At 41.3% G+C, this 24,978-nt stretch carries 17 protein-coding genes and 7 pseudogenes; 10 read left to right on the top strand and 14 right to left on the bottom strand.

Annotated elements, in window-relative coordinates; genetic code table 11:
- Nucleotides 1-2 precede the first annotated feature (2 nt).
- Nucleotides 3-1,169 (top strand): peptidyl-prolyl cis-trans isomerase, encoded by a 1,167-nt coding sequence (locus tag ACRWSG_RS14135; RefSeq protein ID WP_462166565.1) that lies wholly within the window; start codon nt 3-5, stop codon nt 1,167-1,169.
- Nucleotides 1,166-1,690 carry a hypothetical protein gene (locus ACRWSG_RS14130; RefSeq protein ID WP_462166564.1) on the top strand — a complete coding sequence of 175 codons (525 nt, stop codon included), beginning with the start codon at nt 1,166-1,168 and terminating at the stop codon, nt 1,688-1,690. Before ACRWSG_RS14135 ends, ACRWSG_RS14130 begins: the two co-directional genes overlap by 4 nt.
- Nucleotides 1,691-1,729: 39 nt before the next feature.
- Here the strand turns inward: ACRWSG_RS14130 and ACRWSG_RS14125 are convergent, their stop codons facing one another.
- Entirely contained in the window at nt 1,730-2,176 is a 447-nt protein-coding gene (locus ACRWSG_RS14125) for an Hsp20 family protein (RefSeq protein ID WP_054562102.1), read from the bottom strand.
- 330 nt (nt 2,177-2,506) lie between these two features.
- Here ACRWSG_RS14125 and ACRWSG_RS14120 point away from each other — a divergent pair, with 330 nt between their 5' ends.
- The 3 genes from ACRWSG_RS14120 to ACRWSG_RS14110 all read left to right on the top strand — a co-directional run bounded on the left by ACRWSG_RS14120 (nt 2,507) and on the right by ACRWSG_RS14110 (nt 5,293).
- Nucleotides 2,507-2,965, top strand: a complete 459-nt coding sequence (locus ACRWSG_RS14120; RefSeq protein ID WP_228290524.1) for a TlpA family protein disulfide reductase — start codon at nt 2,507-2,509, stop codon at nt 2,963-2,965.
- Nucleotides 2,966-3,076: 111 nt separating this feature from the next.
- Entirely contained in the window at nt 3,077-3,340 is a 264-nt protein-coding gene (locus ACRWSG_RS14115) for a GrxA family glutaredoxin (RefSeq protein WP_054553185.1), read from the top strand.
- Nucleotides 3,341-3,487: 147 nt separating this feature from the next.
- Nucleotides 3,488-5,293, top strand: a complete 1,806-nt coding sequence (locus ACRWSG_RS14110; RefSeq protein ID WP_054562104.1) for a DEAD/DEAH box helicase — start codon at nt 3,488-3,490, stop codon at nt 5,291-5,293.
- A gap of 132 nt (nt 5,294-5,425) precedes the next feature.
- Here the strand turns inward: ACRWSG_RS14110 and ACRWSG_RS14105 are convergent.
- The 7 genes and pseudogenes from ACRWSG_RS14105 to ACRWSG_RS14075 form a co-directional block, all read right to left on the bottom strand.
- Nucleotides 5,426-6,986: pseudogene (locus ACRWSG_RS14105) on the bottom strand (AbgT family transporter).
- Between the two features lie 148 nt (nt 6,987-7,134).
- Nucleotides 7,135-7,413: a YfcL family protein gene (locus ACRWSG_RS14100; protein ID WP_054553188.1), complete on the bottom strand. Its 279-nt coding sequence runs from the start codon at nt 7,411-7,413 to the stop codon at nt 7,135-7,137.
- A 2-nt stretch (nt 7,414-7,415) separates the two neighbouring features.
- A pseudogene (locus tag ACRWSG_RS14095) lies at nt 7,416-8,557 on the bottom strand (ATP-NAD kinase family protein).
- 67 nt (nt 8,558-8,624) lie between these two features.
- Nucleotides 8,625-9,116: pseudogene (locus ACRWSG_RS14090) on the bottom strand (elongation factor P hydroxylase); the annotation flags it as partial.
- Between the two features lie 90 nt (nt 9,117-9,206).
- A pseudogene (locus tag ACRWSG_RS14085) lies at nt 9,207-10,814 on the bottom strand (HD-GYP domain-containing protein); the annotation flags it as partial.
- 927 nt (nt 10,815-11,741) lie between these two features.
- On the bottom strand, nt 11,742-12,905 hold the full coding sequence (locus ACRWSG_RS14080) for a GGDEF domain-containing protein (RefSeq protein ID WP_138598997.1): 1,164 nt from the start codon (nt 12,903-12,905) through the stop codon (nt 11,742-11,744).
- Nucleotides 12,906-13,079: 174 nt separating this feature from the next.
- The gene (locus tag ACRWSG_RS14075) at nt 13,080-13,730 is read right to left on the bottom strand and encodes a glutathione S-transferase family protein (protein WP_462166563.1); all 651 of its coding nucleotides are present in this window, start codon (nt 13,728-13,730) and stop codon (nt 13,080-13,082) included.
- A 101-nt stretch (nt 13,731-13,831) separates the two neighbouring features.
- Here ACRWSG_RS14075 and ACRWSG_RS14070 point away from each other — a divergent pair, with 101 nt between their 5' ends.
- Nucleotides 13,832-14,671 carry a LysR family transcriptional regulator gene (locus ACRWSG_RS14070; protein ID WP_054553194.1) on the top strand — a complete coding sequence of 280 codons (840 nt, stop codon included), beginning with the start codon at nt 13,832-13,834 and terminating at the stop codon, nt 14,669-14,671.
- 59 nt (nt 14,672-14,730) lie between these two features.
- On the opposite strand, the pseudogene aroC reads toward ACRWSG_RS14070, so the two are convergent.
- Nucleotides 14,731-15,827, bottom strand: a pseudogene (gene aroC, locus ACRWSG_RS14065) (chorismate synthase).
- Between the two features lie 65 nt (nt 15,828-15,892).
- On the bottom strand, nt 15,893-16,828 hold the full coding sequence (prmB, locus tag ACRWSG_RS14060; RefSeq protein WP_462166562.1) for a 50S ribosomal protein L3 N(5)-glutamine methyltransferase: 936 nt from the start codon (nt 16,826-16,828) through the stop codon (nt 15,893-15,895).
- Nucleotides 16,829-16,929: 101 nt separating this feature from the next.
- On the opposite strand from prmB, the gene smrB reads away from it, so the two are divergent.
- The 3 genes from smrB to ACRWSG_RS14045 all read left to right on the top strand — a co-directional run bounded on the left by smrB (nt 16,930) and on the right by ACRWSG_RS14045 (nt 19,981).
- Nucleotides 16,930-17,487: an endonuclease SmrB gene (gene smrB, locus ACRWSG_RS14055; RefSeq protein WP_054553197.1), complete on the top strand. Its 558-nt coding sequence runs from the start codon at nt 16,930-16,932 to the stop codon at nt 17,485-17,487.
- Between the two features lie 12 nt (nt 17,488-17,499).
- Entirely contained in the window at nt 17,500-18,432 is a 933-nt protein-coding gene (locus ACRWSG_RS14050) for an AEC family transporter (RefSeq protein WP_462166952.1), read from the top strand.
- Nucleotides 18,433-18,664: 232 nt separating this feature from the next.
- On the top strand, nt 18,665-19,981 hold the full coding sequence (locus ACRWSG_RS14045; protein ID WP_082389260.1) for a sensor domain-containing diguanylate cyclase: 1,317 nt from the start codon (nt 18,665-18,667) through the stop codon (nt 19,979-19,981).
- A gap of 9 nt (nt 19,982-19,990) precedes the next feature.
- Here the strand turns inward: ACRWSG_RS14045 and ACRWSG_RS14040 are convergent.
- The 4 genes and pseudogenes from ACRWSG_RS14040 to sixA form a co-directional block, all read right to left on the bottom strand.
- Nucleotides 19,991-20,727 (bottom strand): annotated as a pseudogene (locus ACRWSG_RS14040) (SDR family oxidoreductase).
- Nucleotides 20,724-21,200, bottom strand: coding sequence for an ASCH domain-containing protein (locus tag ACRWSG_RS14035; RefSeq protein WP_294412246.1), 477 nt, complete (start codon nt 21,198-21,200; stop codon nt 20,724-20,726). The pseudogene ACRWSG_RS14040 and the gene ACRWSG_RS14035 overlap by 4 nt, the downstream one beginning before the upstream one ends.
- On the bottom strand, nt 21,184-21,534 hold the full coding sequence (locus ACRWSG_RS14030; protein ID WP_462166561.1) for a RidA family protein: 351 nt from the start codon (nt 21,532-21,534) through the stop codon (nt 21,184-21,186). Before ACRWSG_RS14030 ends, ACRWSG_RS14035 begins: the two co-directional genes overlap by 17 nt.
- Nucleotides 21,535-21,583: 49 nt before the next feature.
- Complete coding sequence (gene sixA, locus ACRWSG_RS14025; RefSeq protein WP_054553202.1) at nt 21,584-22,060, bottom strand: phosphohistidine phosphatase SixA; 477 nt, start codon at nt 22,058-22,060, stop codon at nt 21,584-21,586.
- A 194-nt stretch (nt 22,061-22,254) separates the two neighbouring features.
- Between sixA and ACRWSG_RS14020 the strand changes: the two are divergent.
- Nucleotides 22,255-24,976, top strand: a pseudogene (locus ACRWSG_RS14020) (insulinase family protein).
- The last annotated feature ends 2 nt before the right edge of the window (nt 24,977-24,978 follow it).

Here is a 24,978-nt window from a genome sequence, read left to right as displayed (position 1 = left end):
TTTTGACAGCACTGCTAGGTTTGCTTTTTAGCAACCTAGCAGTTGCTGCGTTTAATCAATACACAGAATCTGAAATTGATCTCATGTGGCAGGTCTACAAAGAACAAAGCCCAGATATTAGCAAACAGCAAACACGTGAACGCCTTTACGAAAATCAATTTTTACTTAAGTACGCACAGAAAAACATGCCTGAGCTTGTAGAGCGCCAAGCGAGTGTTGGCTTTTCAACTCATTACCATGTAATGCGCTACTTAGATAATCTGTTTATTCATCAGTTAAATCTCACCGGTAAACCAGCTACAACTGGGCTTGAACCATTTGATAAACACTGGCTGAAAACCAACTTAGGGCTATATCCTCTGGATGGTCAGTACAGTGATGCCCAAATCAAACAGTTCAATGATATTAAACTCGATTTGTTTGAAAACTCAATGACGCTGTACGAATTTATTGCACCTCTTTCTATGCAGACTCGCTTTCGTTTGCATCAAGGAGATAGCGAACTGTTCAAAACCGAAGTTTTAAAACATCGACAATTTCTTTTGCATTTAAAGCAAGCTGATGCGGTCATACAAACACAGCAAATTTCGCTACCCCATCTTTATTCTATAGCCAAGGGCGATATCCTAAGGCCTTCGATTCAAAGCTGGTTAGGGGTAAAAGGTATTATGCATGTAGAGAGCCCTGTGTTAACTCGCTTAGAGAACAAGGTTACTGACGCTGAAATCCAGCAATATTACCAACAACACAAAGAAAGATTTCATTATCTAAAATCAGTTAAACGCCATGGCGGCGAATTTACCGATAGAGAAGCGGCTTTGGCATTTAAAAAGCAAGCTGAAACAAGCTCAATACAACACGCACTAAAGCAATTAAATCAGCCCGATATTTACGCTCAATATAATAACTACTTAACCCGAGAGCATAAACGAAATTGGGCAGTACAATTAGCATTCACACAAAAGCCTCAACAGTTAAGTGAGGTAATACGCTCACCGAAAGGTTTTTGGGTGGTAGTAATGAGCTATGATCATACTTTTGGCTACTTTAGCGCAAATGACGAAACGGTACGCTATCAAGCTAAAAAGGCCATCGCAATTGAAAAAGCCATAATTAACTACCAACAGAGTTGGTTGGCGTGGCAAAAAGCGCATGGGGTTAAGTTATGAAATGGCTAGCTTTAGCACTTTGTGTGCTTTTTAGTGCTGCGGTTATTATGCATGTGCAATCAAAACATATTGCTTTAGTGCCTGCTGAAAAAGCACTGCTGCCCGTTGAGGTTGAGAAAAAAGATGTTCGTAATCAACAAGCAATGACCAGTATGCACGTAAAGCCAACTTTAATTGCCAGTGAAACAATCGATGAGGCCGTTACAAATGCGGCAATCACAACTCCCGATTACTTTCCACCCATTGCAAAGCAGCCCCAGCAGACGAAGCGGTTTACAGGTGATCTTAATGACCATAAAGCGTATCAGGCATACCATCAAACACAACAAACTGAATTAGAACTTCGCTTTATTGATGCCGCAGAAAGTAAAATTGCTACTCTCGAATCCCTTTTAGAACGTGGTAAGCAAGCGGGATTGTCAGAAGATAAGCTTAATGAAGCCGAAGATAAAATTGCGGCTTTAAAGACGCTGCAAGCGGAATTAGTTGCTAAACATAACGAAAAAAGCCGCCTCAAATGAGGCGGCAAAACTAACTAGGGGAAACAATGCTGTTGGTAATTACTTGTTTTCGAGTAATTTACCATTACCGATTTCAATTTTACGTGGTTTTAAAGCTTCTGGAATTTCACGCTCTAAATCGATACTTAGTAAGCCATTTTCAAGGTCAGCGCCAAGCACTTTAACGTGGTCACCTAATTGGAACTTACGCTCAAAGTTACGCTCTGCAATGCCTTGGTGAATGAACTTACGTTCAGCATTATCTTGTTTATCAGCTTTAGTACCGCTGACTTTCAATGTGTTGTTTTCTGACTCAATGGTCAATTCACTGTCACTAAAACCTGCTACAGCCATAGTGATACGATATTTGTCTTTATCGAGTGCTTCGATGTTGTACGGAGGAAAACTTGGCTGCTTGTCTGTGCGAGCTGCCGCATCCATTAATGATGCTAAATGATCGAAACCGATGAATGAACGATAAAGTGGTGATAAGTCTACTGTACGCATAATTATATCCTCATATTTAAGCGATATTTTGTTAGTACTCTTCTATTGAACCAGTGCTAACAAAGTTAAATTAATACTATATATTTCAATTACTTTAGTTTGTTTGGGACCCATCAGGCGTCCTCACTAAACTATTTATGGGCGGGTAAAATCTTTTCAAGATTTTTAGCAAAAAAAATTGTAATTTTTTTTAAATTAAATGAAAGTTAAGTGCTCTCAAACTGGTCTGAATAAGTTGATTTTAAAGGGCTAACAACGTACAAAATAACAATGAAAAAAAATCCAACTTTTTTAAAAAAATTTATCAGTGTGCTAAAAAATGTCGTTTTAATGGCAGTCGTTGTGTATGCCGTGACCGCATTTCAGCAACGTAATTTACTCTCAACAGATAAAACCCCTGCCCCCTATTTTAATTTAGCCACGCTAAAAAACCCGACAGAGCGGATGACCATTGCACAATTACAAGGCAAGCAAACAGTGGTGTATTTCTTTGCGCCTTGGTGCTCAATTTGTCGTTACAGTATGCCAAATTTAGAAAAGGCTCATCAGCAAGGTAAGTTAAATGCCATAGCAATTGCCCTTGATTACCAAAACATTACTGAAGTAAAACAGTTTACTAATTCACTCGAATTAACAATGCCGGTGCTACTTGGCAGTAAAAGTACAGGTCAAGATTATAAAATCAGTGCCTACCCAACTTATTATGTTATTGATGAACAGTTGGCCATTACTGCGCATTCTATGGGTTACTCAACAGAACTAGGCCTTAGAATGCGAACTCTAGATTAGCTCAATCGCTAATAATGAGAAAAAACAGAATAGTGCAATCGATTTTATGCGCTGTTTTTATTCATTTAATCCGTTAAGATGATAACCAGATAAACCATCGAGGAGAGCGATATGTTAACTGTAATTTTTGGCCGTGAAGGCTGCCCATACTGTGTTCGTGCAAAAGACGTTGCTGAAAAACTAGCAAATGAGCGTGACGATTTTAAATACCGTTATATCGACATCATTAAAGAAGGCATCAGCAAAGCAGATTTAGAACAGTCTGCAGGCAAACCTTGCCCAACCGTACCACAGATTTTTATTGACCAAGCCCACATTGGTGGCTTCACTGAATTCGAAGCGTACGCTAAAGAAAATTTAGGGTTATATCAATAAATTGTAAACGTGGTTGATTTTGGTAAATTTAAACTGATTAAATTATGACCAACATCAACCACATACAAATTAGTTGTAATTTATACAAGCAATTGCCTTGTATTTCCTATACAATGCGCGCCTCTTTAAATTCGTTGAGGCGTATTAATGTCAGAACCAGTCACGTTTGAATCTCTAAATCTTTCTCCTGCAATCCTTAAAGCAGTTGAAGAGTTGGGTTACAAGACTCCATCTGAAATCCAAGCTCAATGTATACCGTTATTGCTAGAAAGAAAGGACGTACTGGGACTAGCGCAAACGGGTACAGGTAAAACAGCAGCATTTGCACTGCCGTTACTAAATAATATTGACCCGTCTGTGAAGCAGCCACAGATCCTTGTTTTAACGCCTACGCGTGAACTTGCGATCCAAGTAGCTGAGGCATTCGAACAATATGCTAAGCATACTCGTGGTGTTGAAGTTTTAGCCCTTTATGGTGGCCAAAGCTATAGCATCCAACTAAGTGCACTTCGTCGTGGCGCGCAAATCATTGTTGCAACGCCTGGTCGCTTAATTGACCACATTAACCGTGGCACAATCAAGTTTGAGAGCTTACAAGCCCTTGTTCTTGATGAAGCAGACGAAATGTTACGCATGGGCTTCATTGATGATGTAGAAAGCATCATGGAGAAAACGCCACGTGAAAAGCAAACATGTCTTTTCTCTGCGACCATGCCTAAGCAAATTCAAAATATCAGCAGCAAGTACATGAATGAGCCTGAGCAAGTTCATATTTCTGCGCGTAACTCAACTGTATCAACAGTTGAGCAAGTATTTTGGAATGCACACGTACACAAAAACAAAGCAATCGTTCGCTTCTTAGAAGCTGAGCAATACGATGGTGCAATTGTTTTCGTACGTACACGTAACGACACGGTACAGTTAGCTGAATTACTTGAGCGCGAAGGTTTCTCTGCGGCACCACTTAATGGTGACATGAACCAACAAGCACGTGAACGCACAGTAGATCGTTTGAAAAACGGCCTAGTTGATATCGTTATTGCAACAGACGTTGCTGCACGTGGTCTTGATGTAGACCGTTTAAGCTTAGTAATTAACTACGATATTCCACAAGATTCAGAAGCCTACGTTCACCGTATTGGCCGTACTGGTCGTGCGGGTCGTCAAGGTAAAGCGATTCTTTTCGTAAAACATAACGAGCGTTATTTACTTAAAAATATCATTCGTCATACGAAATCTGATATCGCACAAGTTGATTTACCAACAGCTAAAGTTGTTGAAGAAAAGCGTATTAAAGCGCTTCAAGACAAGCTTACAATTGCTCTTGAAAACAAAGACATCACTTTCTTTAATCAAGTTGCTGCTAACATGGCAGAGAAACTTGAGCTAAGTACTGAAGATTTAGCAGGTGCATTACTTTGTTTAGCGCAGCAACAATCACCAATCAAGGTTGAAGAAGTTAAAGTTCAACCACGTGGCGAACGCAACGAGCGTCGTCGCAATGAACGTGGTGATCGTGGCGACCGCCAAGGACGCGAGCGTAAACCTCGTGAGCCGCGTGAGCGCAACAGCCGTAACATGGGTCCTATGGATACTTACCGTATCGAAGTAGGTCGTGAGCACGGTGTACAAGTTAAAAATATCGTTGGTGCGATTGCTAACGAAGCTGATATCTCAAGCAAGTTCATTGGTGATATTCGCTTACATGACAATCACAGTACGGTACAGTTACCACAGAACATGCCAAAAGATGTGCTTGATCACTTCCAAAAGGTATTTATCTGTAAACGTCCGATGAATATGACGCTAACGCAAGACCAAGGTCCTGCGGCTCCTCGCTCTGAGCGCCCAAGTGGTGATCGTGGTGATAAGAAGCGTAACTTCAAAGACCGTGGTGAAAAACGTGGTGGTCCTCGTAAAGAGCGTCGTCCTGTGAGCTTCACTGCGAACTAATCGAAGCTTAAGCTGTAAGCAATAAAAAACCTTGTCATGAGAGTGACAAGGTTTTTTTGTGTCTGTAGTAAAGCTGTCAGCCGTCAGACTTCAGTTTTTAAAGCCTCACGCTGGATTGCTGAGGCTTTGTCATTATGAGCCAATGGCTGGGTATGCGTAGCTTGATTGAAGACCTAGTGGAATGCCTAAGCCCCAGTACGCGAGTAAGAAGATACTCCAACCGATTAAGAAGGCGATTGAGTACGGTAACATCATCGCGATTAAGGTGCCGATACCGGTGCCTTTAACATACTTTTGGCAGTACACAACAACCAGTGGGAAGTATGGCATTAGTGGCGTGATGATATTCGAGCTTGAGTCACCTACACGGTACGCAGCTTGTGTTAAATCAGGTGAAATACCCAGTTGCATCAGCATGGGTACAAAGATTGGCCCTAATAGCGCCCATTTTGCCGAGCTTGAGCCAACAAATAGGTTCACGAACGCCGTTAAGAAGATAATACCGACCACCGTGACTGAACTTGGCAGAGCCATTGCTTTTAATAATTGCGCCCCTTCAATTGCAAGTAATGCACCTAGGTTTGATTTACTAAATGCAGCAATAAATAACGCACAGAAGAACGCCATAACAATATAGTAAGCCATACCGCTCATCGCTTTGCTCATTGCATCGATCATATCTTTAGAGCTTTTGAAGGTACCCACGGCAAAACCGTAGACGGCACCAGGGATCCAAAACAGTAAGAAGATAAGTGGCACAATTGATTGCATTAACGGTGAACGGAAATTAGTTAATGAGCCATCACTGCTTCGCATTGCAGAGTCGGCTGGCGCTGAGACAAACCAAAGTAGAGCAAAACGCTGCAATCATCACTGTGCTTGCAATATAGAACGCACGTTTTTCATCACTGCGTGCTTCATCAAAGGCAGGTAAGTCTTCAGTATCTCCATCAAGTGGCGTATTTTGTAAACGTGGCTCGATGATTTTATCTGTGATATACCAGCCTAATAAGATAATAAACAGGCTCGAAGCTGAGGTGAAAAACCAGTTATTGAGCGGGTTAATCGCCATATCTGGGTCAATAATTTGCGCGGCACTTTGGGTAAAGCTTTGCAGTAACGGGTCAATACCTGATGGAATAAAGTTTGCGCTAAAGCCACCACTTACCCCAGCAAAGGCAGCTGCAATACCAGCTAGCGGGTGACGCCCCATCGCATAGAAGATAACCCCAGCAAGTGGGATAACTAGTACGTAACCGGCATCAGTTGCGGTATGGCTGACAATCGCTACTAAAATAATAGACGGTGTTAAAAGCTGCTTAGGCGTTACTTTTAACATTAATTTGAGGCCGGTATTGATAAAGCCAGAATGCTCAGCAACACCAACACCTAACATAGCAACCAGCACTACACCCAGCGGCGCAAAGCCAGTGAAGGTTTTCACCATCGAAGATAAGAAGGTGGCAAGGGAGTCCCCTGCTAATAGGTTATTTACAACGATGGCTTCGCCAGTGCGCGGATCGATTGCATCAAATGTAGTGCCCGAGAAAAGCCAAGATAAAAACCAAATAAGTAGCATTGCGACTAAAAAGATAATCGCTGGATCAGGTAGCTTGTTACCCACCCTCTCAATGGTATTTAGAAAACGTGCGATTGCACCACTTGGTGCCTGCACATCATTATTGTTATTCATTTTCAAATTCCCTAGAAAAATATCTCGTTAACCTTAACGTATCTAACTAATAAGGTAAATTTTAAGTTAATGGGATTACCTGATAAAGGTAAAGTGATTATGTAAAAAAAGCGACACAGGTCGCTTTACAGAATTTTATTTAATTAGATTAGGCTGCAAGTGCTTTCACTTCATCCCACAGGCGCACAACAAGCTCTTTATCTTCTTCGTTTAACTCACCGTTGCGATAAGCTTTAACGAGGCTAGATTCAACTTGATTGTTTAACTCATCAATCGATAAGTTTAATTCTTCTACTTGTGCATAGCCTACAGCTAAGTCAAAGTGACCACGTAAATAGCCACCAGCAAATAGCTCGTCGTCTGTTGCTTTATCAACTAAATCATCAAAATATTGCTGCGCTGCATCAATATAACTTACTAAACTCATTGTTACTTCTCCTCTGGGTGCAGCCCATCTTGATGACCCACTGCATACATAATATGGTCATTGAAACCGGTGGTTACGCGAATATAACCACTTAATTCATCGTCTAACTCACTATCACCCGTATCGGCAATCAGTGGTCGGCCATTCAAGGCCTGTAATTTAGTTTTAGTGGCTACAACAATAATGTTGTCGCGATAATAGCACGAATAAGTGCAGGGCTTAATTGCTGATTACCTCGGCCGAAGATATGGCCTTGGCCACCAATTAAGGTGATCACCAATTTGGTTTCTTTACCTTGTGTGAGCTCAAGTAATTGCTGAGCAGTTAAATCCTGCGCGATAAGCTCTTGGTCTGCCACTAAGTCTACACCTAGCAAGGTATTTTCAAGACCCATTTCTTCCATAATTGCCGCGACTGTAGAACCACTGCCCATCACATATAAGCAGTCTTCATTCATTTCACTAACAACATAGGCAGCTATATCGGCAAGCACTAATTCATCGGTTTCTTTACCGCCATTTTTAACTGCCTGTACATAACGTACTTCACTAGGCACTTGCATTTCACCATAGCGCTTAGCTTTTACCGTGCCTTCGCGAAATGCTTCTTCGTCGATATCCATCACATCAGCATCGCCAAGGCTGACAAGTTCACCTTTAACTAGCATCTCAACAACACGCCCAGCTGCTTTTGGGGTAATAGCATAAACCCCAGAATGAATTTTGCAGCCTGCAGGAATACCTAATACAGGAGTGCTATCGCCAACCGCATGACAAACATTGCGGGCAGTACCATCGCCACCTGCAAATAAAATTAGGTCGACACCTTGCTCAACTAACAGCTTGGCTGCCTGCTCTGTGTCATCTGGGGTGGTGATATCGTTTGTTTGGTAAATAACGTGGCTTTGAAAGCCTAGCTGCTTTGCCGTTTGCTCGCCCATTTCACCGCTTACAGTGTAAATGGTTAAATCATCTTGATGGGCAAGCAGCACTTCAAGTGCCGCGCGGGTGCGTAAGTTTGCTTTTGGCTCAGCACCAAGTTGCATTGCTTTTGCGGCGGTATCTGCGCCATCACTGCCCTTTAGTGCGACACTGCCACCTAAGCCGGCAACCGGATTTACAATCAAGCCTAATTTAAACTGCATCAGATAAAGCTCCTGGGTTGCCATGAAAATCGCGCTGCCACGTAAACTGTGCAGCCGTTAGTGGTCATGGGGTTTTATAGAAATCACTCAATGCTTTAAGCAGTGCTGTCGTGCGCTGGTTAAAGCCAGATGCTAAAAAGCTGAACACTTGCTGGTGAACGCGCGCTTGAAAATCGAATCGGCAGGTTTGCTCGCCATTTAAATTATCAACCGATACATTAAAATCGAAACCTGCTGCAGTACTGAGCGCCCATTCAATAGCTTGGGGCTTTACTTCAACTGCTTCAAATTCAGCTTGCTGGTGCTTATCACGACCATCTGGGCAATACCAATAGCCATAATCTTCTTTTAACCGACGTGCCTCACCAGCCACCAGCCAATGGGCAATTTCGTGTAAGGCGCTGGCATAAAAACCGTGGGCAAACACAATTTGGTGATAAGGCGTTTGCTCATCAGCAGGCAGGTAAATAGGTTCATCATCACCCTTTATCAAACGCGTGTTATGGTTTTGATAAAAGGTGCTTTCAAAAATAGCGATTAAGTCAGCAATCTGATGCATACGGCTTGAATTCATCTCGTTAAAAGCGTCACTAAAAACGAGGCGAATTGTACGGACTTTTCACTCCAAAGTAAAAGCAACCGCCCTCAGTTACAGGTATTTTGCGATATCAACATCATCGATTTGCTCTGGGTTTAAATAGCGTTTTGCATACTTTAGGTAAATACCAGAAGTTAAAAATAGCTCAAATACATCATGGTCAATGTGATCGTCAGCAACCATTTTCGCTAAAATATCAATGGCAACACTGAGTGGTTTGGCTTTTTTGTAAGGTCTATCTGCCGCGGTTAATGCTTCGAAGATATCAGCAAGTACTAACACACGTTCGGGTATTGATAACTGCTCAGCGGTTAATTTTCGCGGATAGCCTGTCCCTTTTAAAGTTTCGTGATGAGTAGAAGCATAGCGCGGAACTTTCGCTAATTCTTTCGGGAATGGCACACTACCTAGCATACGAATTGTGCTGATCACATGCTCATTGATCTTAAATCGGTCTTCCGCTGTTAACGTGCCCCGTGCCACAGATAAGTTATACACTTCACCAAGGTTATATTTATACTCAGGAATTGCCATGTTAATGCCTAAACTTTCTGGGTACTCAACGGCTTTTTCGTGTGGAATTAAATCACTTGGCTTATCGCTCAGGAGTGACTCTTCAACAGGTAAATGCTGATTTTTCAAATCAGCCATACGCATTTCTTCAAGGGGCGATAAACCTAAACTTGCGTCAAAATGACGCTGCCACTTGATGCTAGCAACCTCATGTAAACGAGACAACTGCGCTTCATCCATAAACTCACCACCAACATTACAAGCGGCAATGAAGCTAAAGTCTGCGTGTAACTTCTCTGTTTGTTGCTCAAGCTTTTGTTTAAGCACAGATTGCTGCTCTGGATGCGCTAATAGTTGCTCATAGTAGGTAATTTTTGCATCACGTAGTAGCACTTCAAATCGGGTGCGTACCTCATGAATACGGTTATAAATGGTTTCGAGCTTAGTGCCTTTATCAACAATATGCTCTGGTGTAGTGATTTTACCGCAGTCATGTAGCCACGCTGCTAAGCGGAATTCTCGTCGCTCATCCGGGGTTTTAAAACTGAACTCAGAAAACGCCTCATCTGTTGAACCTGATGCTGCATCAGCAAGCCAAATACCCAACTCAGGCACCCGCTCACAATGCCCTGCCGTATATGGCGATTTATCATCAATGGCTTGCGCTATAAGCTCTACAAACGACTCCATCAACGCTTTTTGTGAGTTTTCATGTTGCTCAATCGAGCGACTCATATCAACCATCGAACTAGCTAAATAATGAATTTCTAAAATATGACTCGAAAGCGTTGAAACCTCATTGTAGTCACGCTGTTGAATTTTTTTATTCTCACCCACTAATTTAAGTATTGGGTTAACGATTGAAGAGGCAAAAAACCAAGAGACAGGCAGCAGCAAAAGCAAACATAACCCTGTAACTAATATTGAGATCTGAATCTTTTCTTTAATAATTGCTAGCACATCGTTTTTAGCCACAAGAACCGCAAAATAATCAATTTCATCAGATTGCATTTCACTACTGAGTGGCAGTTGCAATACAAACATATATTTCTCAACACCATCCTCATTCACACTTAGCATTTTGCCAAATTGATGTTGTCCATTAGCGAGTCCTATGGTTTGCTCATTTGTTTTGATTATCTTGGATAAGTCATCAAACGAGTGATGATGACCTTGTGTTTTACTTTTAGCGATTATTTCACCATCTCCACGATAAACGTACATTTCGGAAGAAACTAGAAACTGCATTTTTTGCTGTTGTTTAATTAAAAATGCACTCAAGCTAGAACTTGCAACATCAATAGCGAGCACTCCTCCCGTTTGTTCAGATTTTATTGTGTACGTATAACCAGGTATCTTTAGTAGATTAAAAATATACTGTCGAGTTTTGGTAACTGTGCCAACTTTTGCATCGTTAAACCATAACCGCTTTCGAGGGTCGTAATCTGGAGTTTGTTTGTATTTCCTATTTAATGATAGGTTTTCATCTAAATAATATGTAGTTTGATGACGAGACTCACCCTGCCCTAACACCTTAAAAATAAGCCATCTATCTTCAGCTCTAAGATCGTTAGGTTTTGGTAATTGAGCATGACCACGTAAATTCACAACTTCGATGAAGTCACCATTAGCATACCCTAACAACAATGAATGGAAGTCTGGGTGTTTGTTTAATACTTCTATTAGAATATTTCGCAAAGAATTATTTTCATCAAAGTTCCCTGAAAACAGTCTGTTATCGTGGATCATAACACTTAATGTATTATCTACCCGCTGATTAATTCGAGTGATGTGGTCAGCTATTTGTTGGCTGGTTGATTTGAATTGTTCGGTTTTGGTTTGAAGGACTAATTTTTCACTGAAATAATAGTGCAGACTGATCGCCACGATTCCAGTTAGCAAGCTCGCTAGTGCAAATATTAATAACACACTTACGCGTATTGAAATTTTAAATCTTCTTTCATTCTGTGAAAACAATGTGCGACTCCCTGCTAGCTCTAAATAATTATCCAGATATAAATAAATCTAATACATTTTGCTAAACTTACACATAAACCAAATAATCTAGACTCGTTAAATTTTTACTACTAACTGATTTCTACCACTACCTTTTGCTTCGTAGAGTGCAGCATCAGCCCTAGCTATCACTGATTTTTGCTGCTCCTCTCGCATTACTGTTAAACCAAAGCTAGCTCTAATTAATAATGAAAGCTCTCCAACTTCAAATGGTTCAGTATTAAGCTTGGTGATCATATTCTCGATTATTTTTGCAGCATCAGACACCGAACAAAGCGGTAAAACAATAACAAATTCTTCACCACCAAAACGATAAACATCATCGGAAGTGCGTAATGACTGAGTTAAGAAAGTAGAAAAAAGCTCAAGTATGCCATCGCCAACTTCATGACCATGGTTATCATTGACCTGTTTAAAATAATCTATATCAGCCAAAATAACGCACACTTGCTTCATTTTTTGCTGCTGTTGCTTAGTTATCCGTTGATAGTCTTCATAACTATTATCAAAGGCTCTTCTATTCGGTAATTGAGTCAGTGCATCTTTAAATGCTTGGCTCTGCATTTCTTGCGCTAATTGACCTAGTTGCGTATTTCGAACAAAAAGTTCGCGGCGCATTAGGTGCTGATGGGCTGACATAATCATACCCGTTAAGTTCGCTGCAACATGTGCCAAAATAACCATATACGAGGTATGGCTATTAATTTCTTTTGTAAAAAAGATCACAGATAAAGCTATTAAGCTGTAAGCCCACCCGAAAAATGCCGACAATTTGAAAGGCAGTAACGCCGAAAAGTAAAACGTAATAAGAATAATGACGTCAAAAAACAGATGTAAAACATAGGCGCGGTCAAAAGTATAAGCCATTGATTGCATGCTGATTGATAAAAAAACCATAAACAAAGAAATTGCAAGCTTAAACTGCCTTAGAGTTTGAATGTAAGCAAGAACAACAGCACTAAAGATACAAACTGAGACAATAATGCTACGACCAGTCAAAGCAATATTTGGCCAAAAAAATGATTGGATGATCATTTTATCAAAAAAGGTTATAAAAATAGTGAGAAGCGCGATGGTGCAACACAAGAATTGGGCAATTTTTTTATCCTGTTTAAATTTGCTTTGTAAAAATATTTGCTCGACCTGCAATGAATTAAACTGGCAAGCAAAGCGCTTTATTGTCAGATCTTTGTTTAATAACTTTGCAGCAAATGCGCCCATAAATACGTGCCTAATGAAATGAGTAACAGAGGAATGTTCAAATAAAGAGCTATTCCCCTATTATAGAATGATAGTTCATTAATTAAACTAGTCATTTTGTATAGAAATACCTCAAATTAGCCATTAAAAAGCAGGGATTGGTTACAAAGTATTAATAAAATACTCTTTATTTTTTTACCAAGCATTCTCGCCGACCTCATCAGACTTGACTATATCGGTTTCTTTTAACGCTTCTCGAATCCAGGTTTGCATGACTGGACACGCAAATACATGCTGACAATAAGCTTGTGCAGCACGCGAAAGCGTAACCTGATACGTTTTAAAGCGCAGTACCACAGGTGCAAACATCGCATCAACAATAGAGAACTCACCAAATAACCACGCATTAGGATACCTTTGCTGCTGAGTAGAAAATATCTCATCGATACGGGCAATATCTTTTTTAGCTTGTTCTGATAATTCAACATGCCTTTTAGCGCGAATATTCATTGGCATTTCATTACGAAGTGCAGCAAAACCAGAGTGCATCTCGGCAGCTAAACTGCGTGCTTTTGCTCTTTGGGCTATTTCACTAGGCCAAGCAGCACCATTTAGATAAGCATCATTGATGTATTCACAAATAGCGAGTGAATCCCACACGATTAACTCAGCATCAATAAGGGTCGGCACTTTTTGCACGGGAAACTTACTTTTTAATGCTTCATAAAACTCAGGCGTATCTAAAACTAATTGTTGTTCTGTAAAAGAGATATTGAATTTACTTAGTAAATACCACGCCCGCAATGACCAAGTTGAGTAGTTTTTATTGCCAATAAATAATTGCATTGTGCTTCCTTTAACGTTTAGATTAGACCCACTATAAAACAGCAATTGGGTAATTACTCGCCAATTGTTTTTATGTTAACTATAAGAAATGCTGATACATTATGGATATTGATGCCCTCAGGACTTTTTGCGCCTTTGTTGATACAGGTAGTTTCACCCGCGCTGCAGCACAAATTTGCAGAACCCAATCTGCAGTAAGTATGCAAATGAAAAAGCTGGAACAAGACCTCGCAAGTCCGCTATTTGAAAAGCAAGGCCGTCAACTGGTGCTAACCCATCAAGGCCACCAGCTAGCAAGTTATGCAAAGCAATTGATAGCGCTTCATGATGAAGCCTTTAAGCAATTAAAAGCAGGCACTGGCAATTTACGTGTGCGCATTGGTTGTCCTGACGACTATGCCCACTCTTTACTACCAGAGCTTGTTGATGCCTTACACCAACAGTTTAATGCATTGGATTTACAAATAAGCTGCGCCCCAAGCACTGAGCTTAGAGCCAAACTAGACCAAGGTATGCTCGATTTGGTGATTGCCACTCGCTCGCCAGACAGCGAAGAAGGCTACTTATTGCAATCAAGCCAAGGTGTCTGGGTGAAAAGCCCTGCTTTTGAGATTAACGATTCAACCCCACTTCCAATCGCCTTGTTTCAACGAGACTGTAAGTTTCACCAAGCCAGTATTGAGGGTCTATTAAAAACTGAGCGTCGTTTTAATATTATTGCCTGTTGTGGCTCAGCGGGAGCGTTACATGGCTTGATTAAACAGGGACTGGCAATTAGCAGTATGGCGCGAATAAGCATGCAATCGGGTGTGGAAGAGGTGAGCGATAACTCCCTACCGACACTACCTGTCATTGATATCGTCCTGCTATACGGTAATCATGCCCACAACCCTCTCAGTCATGAACAGCTTAAGCAGCTTGTTGAAATAATTAAGGCATAAAAAAGCGCGATGATAATCATCGCGCTCATTAACTGCGTTTACTTTATTTAAGACTGCGCTTAAATTGAACCTTTTATTGGTCCATGTTCGTGGCTTACATGTGGGTTTTGACCACGTTGGCGCAATAAGTGATCCATTAAGGTAATCGCCATCATCGCCTCAGCAATAGGAATTGCACGAATACCTACACATGGATCATGACGTCCTTTAGTGATCATCTCTACCGCTTCGTTGCTGGTATTAATGCTGTTACCCGGTATGGTAATACTTGAGGTTGGTTTAAGTGCGATAGAAGCAATGATATCTTGCCCTGTCGAGATACCTGCAAGTACACCGCCCGCGTGATTTGATGTAAAACCATCAGGAGTTAACTCATCACGGTGTTCAGAGCCCTTTTGCTCTACCACATCAAAGCCATCACCAATCTCAACGCCTTTTACTGCATTAATGCTCATTAATGAGTGTGCAAGCTCTGCATCTAGGCGATCAAATACTGGCTCACCAAGACCAACAGGTACATTTTTAGCAACCACTTTAACTTTAGCGCCTACCGAATCACCTTGTTTTTTTAGGTCGCGCATGTACTCATCAAGCGCTTCTAGCTTGCTGGTGTCTGGAAAGAAAAATGCATTGTTTTCCACTTCATCCCAGTTGTAATCTTCAGCTTTAATTGTTCAAGCTGGCTCAAACAAGCACGCACTTCAATATCGTGAAATTGTTTTAGGTATTTTTTTGCAATTGCACCCGCCGCTACACGAATCGCCGTTTCACGGGCAGAAGAGCGACCACCACCTCGGTAATCACGAATACCGTATTTATGCCAATAGGTATAATCACCATGACCTGGGCGAAATACATCGGCAATTTTGCCGTAATCTTTTGAACGTTGATCGGTGTTTTCAATCAGTAAACCAATGCTAGTACCAGTGGTTTTACCTTCGAACACACCTGAAAGAATTTTTACTTCGTCACTTTCGCGGCGCTGTGTTGTATAACGACTTTGCCCCGGCTTGCGACGGTCTAAATCTATTTGTAAATCGGCCTCGCTAATTTCAAGACCTGCTGGTGTGCCATCAACAACGCCGCCTAATGCAACGCCGTGGCTCTCACCAAAGGTGGACACTTTAAATAGTTGCCCGATGCTATTACCTGCCATTAATTTTCCTCATTCCTAATGACTACTGAGACCGAGCCCTCAGGCTCGGCTTTTAAAACCTGCTGTTAATCTGCGAAATAGTTAACAAGCTGTTGTTTGCTGATCACAAACACGCCAAGACCACCTTGTTCAAATTCACCCCACTCAAACGGAGCGCCCGGGTACAGCTCTTCCATATGTACCATAGAGTTACCAACTTCGACAAATAACAAACCGTTATCAGTTAGATGCTCTGCGGCTTCAGCTAGGATGGTGCGAGTAACATCAAGACCATCATGACCCGATGCTAAACCAAGCTCTGGCTCGTGATGGAATTCACGAGGTAAATCAGCCATATCTTCAGCATCAACATACGGTGGATTAGCTACGATCAGGTCATATTTTTGACCCGGGACACCGCTAAACACGTCTGACTGAATTGGCAGTACACGGTCATTTAGCATGTAATCGCTAATATTAATATCAGCAACTTCGAGCGCTTCATATGAAATATCAACCGCATCAACCTGTGCATCTTCAAATGCTTGCGCAAGTGCAATAGCAATACATGCAGAGCCGGTGCATAAATCAAGAATGCGCGTTACTGAGCTTGGCTCTTCTAACCAAGGTGCAAAGCGATTGTTAATTAGCTCAGCAAATGGCGAACGTGGAATTAACACGCGCTCATCAACATAAAACGGCATACCTGCAAACCACGCGGTGTTGGTCAGGTACGGTACTGGCGTACAATCATTAATACGCTCTGCAATTAGTTCAGCTAAGCGGTTTTTCTCGGTGCTGGTTAAACGCGCATGCATAAGCTCTTTTGGCGCATCGATTGGCAAGCTTAATGCTGGCAATAGTAAGCTAACTGCTTCATCCCACGCATTATCTGTGCCGTGCCCAAAGAAAATACCACTGCTGGCAAATTGACTGGTTGTCCAACGTAACCAATCATGCAACGTTGAAAGTTCTGCAATTGCCTCGTCTAAAATTGCGTCTTCTATCTGGAAATGGTTCATGTATGTTCCTTAACTTTCAAAGTCTGTTCTGACGCGTATTGTACCGTCTTTTCAGTTGGTTTTTACTCGATTTTTAGCGTTTTTTTGTTTAGACTGCCGCCATGAAAAAAGATCCCCACGCCAACAACCACATTAGCACTGACGATATTGACTTATTTCGTCAGAGTATCAGTGGTGCCAAAGCATTTAAACAAGACACTATTCGATTCACCAATAAGCCTAAAGTGTCACAAGCTAAGCAATTTTCCCAGCAAAAAAAGCAACATCAGGCAGAATTTTTCTTTTCTGATGAATATGTACCAGACATCGACACTCATGGCACCGTAAGTTATGTCAAACCAGGTCACGATAGCTTTTTAGCAAAGCAACTTCGCCGTGGAGATTACCCACCTGAGTTAACCCTTGATTTACATGGCTTAAATAAAGAATTAGCCAAAGATGAGTTGGCAGGTTTAATTCATGAGTGTAAAAAACAGCATTACTATTGCGCTTGTGTTGTGCATGGCATTGGTGAGCGCATTCTTAAACACAAGGTACCGCAATATTTGGTTCAACACCCTGATGTGATTGCTATGCACCAAGCGCCTCTTGAATTTGGTGGTAAAGGTGCTGTACTTATTTTAATTAATCTTCCACAAAGTGATGAGTTCAGACGCTAACGTCTTCTTGTAATAAGGCCTAAAGTACATATTTTTTCGATTATCTTTCCATTGATTTTTATCGTGTTAAGTGGCTATATCAGCTCGCGAAGCACGTTTTTATCGAAAGAGCATATTGCAGGGTTAAGTAAGTTTACTTTTTACATTAGCGTGCCTGCTTTTCTATTTTTAAATATGGCCCAAGCCGATTTACAAAACAGTGTATCTATTGCAGGCTTTTTGAGTTTTTACATCCCGGTGTTGGCCATTTACGCCCTCGGCTATGTTATTGACCGCTACCTCATTAGCAAGCAATCTGCGCCGTCACGTCATGCTGTATTTGCCCTTGGCAGTAGTTACTCAAATACGGTACTGGTAGGTTTGCCTATTATTATTGCAGCACTTGGGCAACAGATGGTCGGTATTGTATTTATGATCATCACTTTTCATAGCGCACTTTTGTTTACCCTCACCTTTTTGCTCAGCGCTAAATCGCAGCAAACATTCTCTTGGCGAGCATTTGCTAAAAACATGCTGCTCAATCCAGTCGTGTTAAGCATCAGTAGCGGCTTGGCTGTTAACCTAATTGGCTTTACACTTTTTGATGATTTTGCAAATGGTTTGAGTCTACTTGCGAAACCTGCCATTGCCTGTGCGTTATTTGTATTAGGGGCAAACCTTGCATTTTATAAAGTGGCCGACAACTTACAAGCATCACTCATTGCAACCATCATCAAGCTTTTAGTGTTACCGTGCGGGGTCTACTTTTTTGCAGGCAGCGTATTCAACCTAGAGCAATCATTACTGAACGTGTTAGTACTTTTAAGCGCCTCTCCTTTAGGGGTCAACGCTTATCTAATCGCCAATCAAATTAAGCAACACCAAGCGACACTGGCAAGTAGCGTCGTGCTTTCAACAGTATTGAGTGTAGTGAGCTTTAGTGCTTGGTTAAACGTGTTACTCTAGCTAGAAGTCATTACTAAAAATATTGAAAAAGCAGTATTTAATATATTCGCTATAATGAACTTGACTTATAATTGCACAACATCGTCTTTTAACTACTCACAAATTTATAAGCACCACTTTAGAAAGGCTTTCAGTGAAAACGATTTTACGGCATCAACGAAACTTATATAGCATTTTAATTTGCATCATTTTCGTCATAGGTTACGCATCTTATCTCACTATAAGTAATATAGTGGCTGAACAAAGTCGCTTACAACAACAGTCTATTGCCCCTGTTTTTTCATTGGTTGTCGAAGAACTCTACAAGCCTGTTCATACTGCTCAAGCCTTAGCGAGCACAGGAAGCTTAAGTAACTTACTTACTGATAGTGAACTAGACCAAGCCGCCATTCTAAACCACTTAGAACAGCTTCAGGAAAATTTAAATATGCTCGTTTTTGTAGCAAGTGAGCAACAACAAATGCAATTTAATTCTGATGGCACAACGATTGATTTACAAAAAGAGAATATCGAGTGGTATCCAAAAGTAAAAGCAATGCAAGGCGATACCGTTGCTATCTTAGGAAACCGCGAGAACGTACATTTATACGTAGATATCAAAGTTTATTCTGAGCAAGGCAACTTTTTAGGCTTTATAGGTGTAGGTAAAAGTCTTCAGTCATTTTGGGAAGCTTTTCAACAATATAAAGCTACACATGGCTACGACTTACTTTTTGTCAATAACGTTGACGAGGTGGTGCTTTCTTCTCATCGAGACTTTCAAGCACAGTTTACTGATATTGTTAACTTAAATGAACTTAGTTGGTTCAAAAATGCGGCACAAGAGCTGGCCAACATGGAGAATTTGAGCAGTATCATTATCCAAATAGAACAGGATGATCATGTTGTTACGCAATTCAACTTGCCCCAGCTAGATTGGCGAGTTTTTTTAATATCGCCTATGGCTAAAAGGCAAGCAGAAATTAACTATGCATTTTTCAGTCACAGCGCTCAATTGGCTGCAATTTTGTTTTTCTTATTATTGTTTATTTATGCTGCATTTGCTTATCAACGTAAAAGTATTGAGGCAAGAATAAACATAGATCCACTCACAAAACTAGCGAATAGAGACAAAATAAACCACTGGTTTGAAGAACATACCGAAAAAGAGAATAGCCTCGCTTTAATCATGGTTGATATTGATCATTTTAAGAACATTAATGATCTGTATGGTCATAATACCGGAGATAAGGTTATTAAAGAGGTAGCAAAAATACTCAGAAGCAACTTAGGAGAGCAAGATGTTGCTAGCCGTTGGGGAGGTGAAGAATTTATTATTTTTATGCCTAACACAAGTCTATCGGTTGCGAGCCAGTTAGCTGAAAAAATTAGAAAAGACATTGAGTTAAATTTATTTACCGTAAATAGTCAATCATTAAAGGTGACGGCAAGTTTCGGAGTTACTCAAGCACAAAGAGCTGAAAAACTTGAGAGCATTGTAGCTGATGCTGATAGAGCGTTGTATGAAGCAAAGCAGCAAGGCCGCAATCGTGTGTGTAAAGCTTTTTAACTTAACGACTTAAAGCCCGCCTGATACATCGATAAAACTGCCTGTTGTGAATGAGGCTTGCTCACTTGCCAAAAAGTAAATCGCTGAGGCGACCTCTTCTGCTTCACCACCACGCCCTAGCGGCAACTTAGATTTTAACCTATCAACTCGGTTTGCTTCACCGCCATCGCGGTGCATATCGGTATAAATAAGGCCTGGTCTTACCCCATTAACCCGAATACCTTTACTCGCTACTTCTTTAGCAAGGCGTTTATCGTGAAGGTATCAAGCGCTCCTTTTGATGCGGCATAATCTAAATATTCATTTGGTGAACCTGTGCGTGAAGCACCCGATGAAACATTCACAATACTGCCTTTGTCCATACGCTTTATTGCTTCGCGCGCGCACAGAAAGGCGCCAGTAACATTACAGCTTAAAATAGCGTTGATACGCTTAGCATCCATCTCTAATAACGGCATTTGTGGCATCATCATCGCTGCGTTATTAACTAACACATCTAACCGAGAAACCTGAGTATCTAATTTAGCGAACATGGCGAGTACTTGCTGCTCATCGGCTATATCAGCTTGCAACAAATAGGCGTTCACACCAAGCTCTTTTAGCTTATCAGCGACTTGCTCTGCACTTGCGTGATCTGACTTATAGTTAATACACACATCATAGCCATGTCTCGCAAACAGTTTTGCTGTCGCTGCCCCTATACCGCGGCCGCCTCCGGTAATAAGAACCACTGGATTCGTATTCATTCTGACTCCTTGAAAACTAACCTAAACTGCTCACACACCAATGGCATCTCAGGGTGACATTGATAGCCTGTACCTGCGAGCTCTCGCTGGTAATAATCCCAATGTACCTGCTGCCAGTACTCAAGGCTTTTGTCGCCCTCGCCTTCTAATGCGGCGTAATCGGCGTTTATTTGATTAAATGCGGTGATGGTTACTGAGACGGTTTCAATAATGCCGAGGGGCTGTCCCTGCCAATTGGTAAAAATAGCTAAATCACCAACTTCAGGAAGGGTTTCATTATTGGCTTTAAACCAATAAAGTGAAGGGGTTGTGGCTTGTTTTACGCCATTTAAAACCAGTAATGCGCAGTCATTGGCATCTTGCTCGTTGTCACAAAAATGCCAACTTGGTAGTTCAGTCACTGCGCGGCCTGATTGCTCATTAAAGCGAGCAATCAGCTGCGCGATACGCTGCTCGTTACTTAACTGCTGCAACGACAGAAATCTCTACAAGTAGTGCGTCACGCGCCATTTTTGCCTCAACACAAGCGCGAGCAGGCGCATGACCTTGTGGTACCCAAGCATCCCAAACTGCATTCATCTGTGCAAAGTGTTCCATGCTTTTCAAGTAGATTGTGGCGCTTAGCATGTGCTCTTTGCTACTACCTGCTTCAATAAGTAGCGCTTCGACCTTATCTAGCATGGTTTGAGTTTGTTCGGTGATATCTTTTTCGGCATCAGCACAAACTTGGCCGCATAGGTATACTGTGCCGTGATGCTTAACGATGCGGCTCATACGCGCACCGGTTTGTAAACGTTCGATTGTCATAGTAATAGCTTAAAAAATTAACAGTGGCGCTAATTTAGCAAATCCACTGTTAGATTTCGACGTTATTTGGCGAGTGAATACTAAGGTAGTGACTGCGCTGTTTGTGTTCATCATATTCGATAACAGCAATCGCCCCGGTATTGAAAATAGGCATATGGCCTGGACTTAACTGATCAACTAAATAGCTAACAATAGGCATATGAGCAACGACCAACCAAGTATTGCAGTCTGGATGCATAGCAATCAAGGTTTCGAGGTAATCAGCAGCAACTTGCGGCACACCATCAGGGGTAATGTCGTTACAGGTTTCATTAAATTGTAACGAAATATGTTGCGTAGCATCGGCAGCTGTTTGTTGAGCACGAATGTAAGGACTTACCAACAGAGCATCCGGTTTATGATGTGTTGCTAACCATTGCCCCATTCGACTAGCTTCTTGGTGACCGGTCTCGGTCAGTTGTCTTGCTGCATCATCTGCTTGCATTGGCGTAGCTTCGCCATGGCGCATGATTAAGATTGTTTTCATAAAAAATCAACCGATTAAAGAATATAAAACAGTAGCCAGTTTGCTTGATTGTTCGCTATATTAGAATATCATCACTAGATACATTAAACATCCGCTTATGATATTCAGGTAGATTTTCGTAGCTCTGTCTTTTTAGCTTTCCTGAAAATATCATCTGTTGTTAGGACATTAACGCACTCTTTCAGGAGCATCTTTTGAATATCAGCCGCAATGATAACAGAACATATCAACCCCTAACACTGGACAATGGTCTAAAAGTACTTTTAGTGCAAGACTTAGAGTCAACAAAATCAGCGGCTTCTATGGCAATTAACGCAGGCCATTTCGACGATCCTCTTGACAGACAAGGCCTTGCGCACTTTTTAGAGCACATGCTTTTTTTAGGTACTGATTTGTACCCAGAATCGGGCGGTTTTTCTAATTTTGTATCACAATCTGGTGGCAACACCAACGCCTGGACTGGCACTGAGCACACTTGCTACTTCTTTGATATAAACAGCCAGCAGTTTGCTGAAGCACTAGCACAGTTCAGTCGTTTTTTTATCGCACCACTACTAAATCCTAAAGAGACAACAAAAGAACGCAATGCCATAGACGCAGAATTCAAACTAAAAATAAAAGATGATGGCCGACGAATTTATCAGGCTCACAAAGAAACGGTGAACCCAGCACACCCTTTTGCAAAGTTTTCGGTTGGTAACCAGCAAACCCTCGCGGACCGTGAGGGCTGCATCAGTGATGAGCTACGTGCTTTCTTCGATAGTCATTATCAGGCTCAGTGGATGACACTGGTGGTCTGCAGCAATGAAGATATTGCGACCATGACCACCTGGGTAAAACAGTTATTTAGCGAAATAAAAGGTCAGCCAAAAAGTAAAGAGATTATAGAGCAGCCACTTTACCGTAAACAAGACTTAGGTAAGGTGTTACACATTGAGCCACATAAACATATGCAAAAGCTCATTATTAGCTTTGCGATGCCAAATATAGATGACTTTTATCGTCACAAAACCGTTAGTTTTATCGCTCACTTACTTGGCTACGAAGGCAAAGGATTGCTGTACTCTATTCTAAAAGAGCAAGGCTGGATCAATGCCCTCTCTGCAGGTGGTGGCATTAATGGCAGTAACTTCAAAGATTTTAATATCAGTATGGCGTTGACTGATGAAGGTATTGAATACTATGAAGATATCGTCGAAATGGTGTTTGAGTATATCTGCTTAATTAACCAAAACTGCGATAAATTGCCGCGTCTTTATCAAGACAAAAAGAACCTCTTGCAAATTGCCTTTGATAACCAAGAAAAAGCACGTTTAATTGATTGGGTGAGTAACTTAAGCATTAATATGCAGCATTACGATGAAGCCAATTATGTGCAAGGCGATTATTTAATGGAAGGCTTTAACCGCTGCGCTCATGAAATTGCCATGCAATGGCTAACACCTGATAACATGCGCTTGGTACTCATTCATCCAGGTGTTGAGCCTGAGCACACTACAGCTTGGTACAACACCCCTTATAAAGTAGAGGACATTTCAACAAGTTGGTTAGAAGCGCTAAGCGAAATAAACACGCCATTACCACAGATGCGCTTACCAAGTGCTAACCCATACCTCACCAAAGAGGTTGAGTTATTGCCTTTAGAAAAGCCAACTAAATCACCAGAGCTTTTAGTCAAAAGAGAGGGCTTTGATTTTTGGTTTAAACAAGATGCGACTTTCAGAGTGGCAAAAGGGCATTTTTACTTAGCAATGGACTCAACCTTTGCGATTAAAGATGTTAAGCACATGGCCCTTACCCGCTTATTTGCAGACTTGTTTATGGACAGTGTAGCTGAGCAGTTTTATCCGGCTGAGCTTGCTGGCCTTTAGTTATCACTTAACCTCTCACCAAGGCGGGTTAACTCTACACACTGCCGGTCTTTCATCGAGTCAGTTGGAGCTAGTTAATGAGTTATTGGAAGCGCTATTTAATGTTGAAATCTGCGCAAAACGCTTTGCTGAGTACAAAAAGCAGCTAGTTAGACACTGGCGAAACAGCAATCAGAACAAACCTGTTAGTGAGCTATTTAGTATTTTGGGTGCGCAAATCATGCCTTGGAACCCAGAGCCGAATGCCTTAGCACAAGCTTTAAAAGATACGAGCTTCCATCAGTTTAATTGCTTTAGAAATGAGTTTTTTAAAGCCTTGCACGTTGAGTCTTTTTTACATGGTAACTGGCAACGCTCTGATGCGCTTAAGTTCCAAAAACAAGTGACTGAGCACTTAGCTGGCAGCACCACAATTATTGATTTAACGCGACCACTAAACGATATAACCGAAGTAGGTCAACAGCGCTTCATGTTAAATTGCAGCGATCATGCAATGGTACTGTACTATCAAGCACAAACGGATGACACCAGCGAAAAAGTGCAAATGATGGTACTTAACCATTTAATAAATCAAGATTACTTTAATGAGCTAAGAACAAAGCAACAACTCGGCTATTTAGTTGGCGCAGGCTATGCTCCGTTTAATACCCGTGCGGGTATCGCATTTTATGTGCAGTCACCTAAGCACAGTGCTGATGAGATACTTCAGCGTCACCAGCAATTTATTAATAATTATGTATCACAAGTAAACAGCATTTCTGAGCAGCAATGGTTAGATACCAAAGCGGGTCTTGTCACACATATTGCTGAAAAAGATAAAAATTTACGCTTACGCTCGCAACGTTTATGGTTGGCAATCGGTAATCGCGATACTGAATTTAATATGCAACGGCAGCTTTTAGAGGCACTTGATAAGTTAAGCCTTGCTCAAATGCAGCAGTATATTACCGAAACCTTTAGTGAAAACAGGCCAAGAATAGAACTTTTAAGTGAGCCAAAGGCCAAAAAGCAGCCAAAAACAACCCTTTCTTCGCATTCTCTTTGACT

Source organism: Pseudoalteromonas sp. GB43 (assembly GCF_054923805.1).
The sequence above is the reverse complement of the archived record's forward strand: the minus strand, read 5'-3'. Positions and strand labels throughout refer to the sequence as shown.

Bases quoted from the DNA above. Each gene is read 5' to 3' on its own strand.
- ACRWSG_RS14070 (WP_054553194.1), top strand. From the start codon at position 13,832: ATGGATATTGATGCCCTCAGGACTTTTTGCGCCTTTGTTGATACAGGT.
- ACRWSG_RS14115 (WP_054553185.1), top strand. From the start codon at position 3,077: ATGTTAACTGTAATTTTTGGCCGTGAAGGCTGCCCATACTGTGTTCGT.
- ACRWSG_RS14110 (WP_054562104.1), top strand. From the start codon at position 3,488: ATGTCAGAACCAGTCACGTTTGAATCTCTAAATCTTTCTCCTGCAATC.
- ACRWSG_RS14125 (WP_054562102.1), bottom strand. From the start codon at position 2,176: ATGCGTACAGTAGACTTATCACCACTTTATCGTTCATTCATCGGTTTC.
- prmB (WP_462166562.1), bottom strand. From the start codon at position 16,828: ATGAACCATTTCCAGATAGAAGACGCAATTTTAGACGAGGCAATTGCA.
- ACRWSG_RS14030 (WP_462166561.1), bottom strand. From the start codon at position 21,534: ATGACAATCGAACGTTTACAAACCGGTGCGCGTATGAGCCGCATCGTT.
- ACRWSG_RS14130 (WP_462166564.1), top strand. From the start codon at position 1,166: ATGAAATGGCTAGCTTTAGCACTTTGTGTGCTTTTTAGTGCTGCGGTT.
- sixA (WP_054553202.1), bottom strand. From the start codon at position 22,060: ATGAAAACAATCTTAATCATGCGCCATGGCGAAGCTACGCCAATGCAA.
- ACRWSG_RS14080 (WP_138598997.1), bottom strand. From the start codon at position 12,905: ATGGGCGCATTTGCTGCAAAGTTATTAAACAAAGATCTGACAATAAAG.
- ACRWSG_RS14075 (WP_462166563.1), bottom strand. From the start codon at position 13,730: ATGCAATTATTTATTGGCAATAAAAACTACTCAACTTGGTCATTGCGG.
- ACRWSG_RS14120 (WP_228290524.1), top strand. From the start codon at position 2,507: ATGGCAGTCGTTGTGTATGCCGTGACCGCATTTCAGCAACGTAATTTA.
- ACRWSG_RS14100 (WP_054553188.1), bottom strand. From the start codon at position 7,413: ATGAGTTTAGTAAGTTATATTGATGCAGCGCAGCAATATTTTGATGAT.
- smrB (WP_054553197.1), top strand. From the start codon at position 16,930: ATGAAAAAAGATCCCCACGCCAACAACCACATTAGCACTGACGATATT.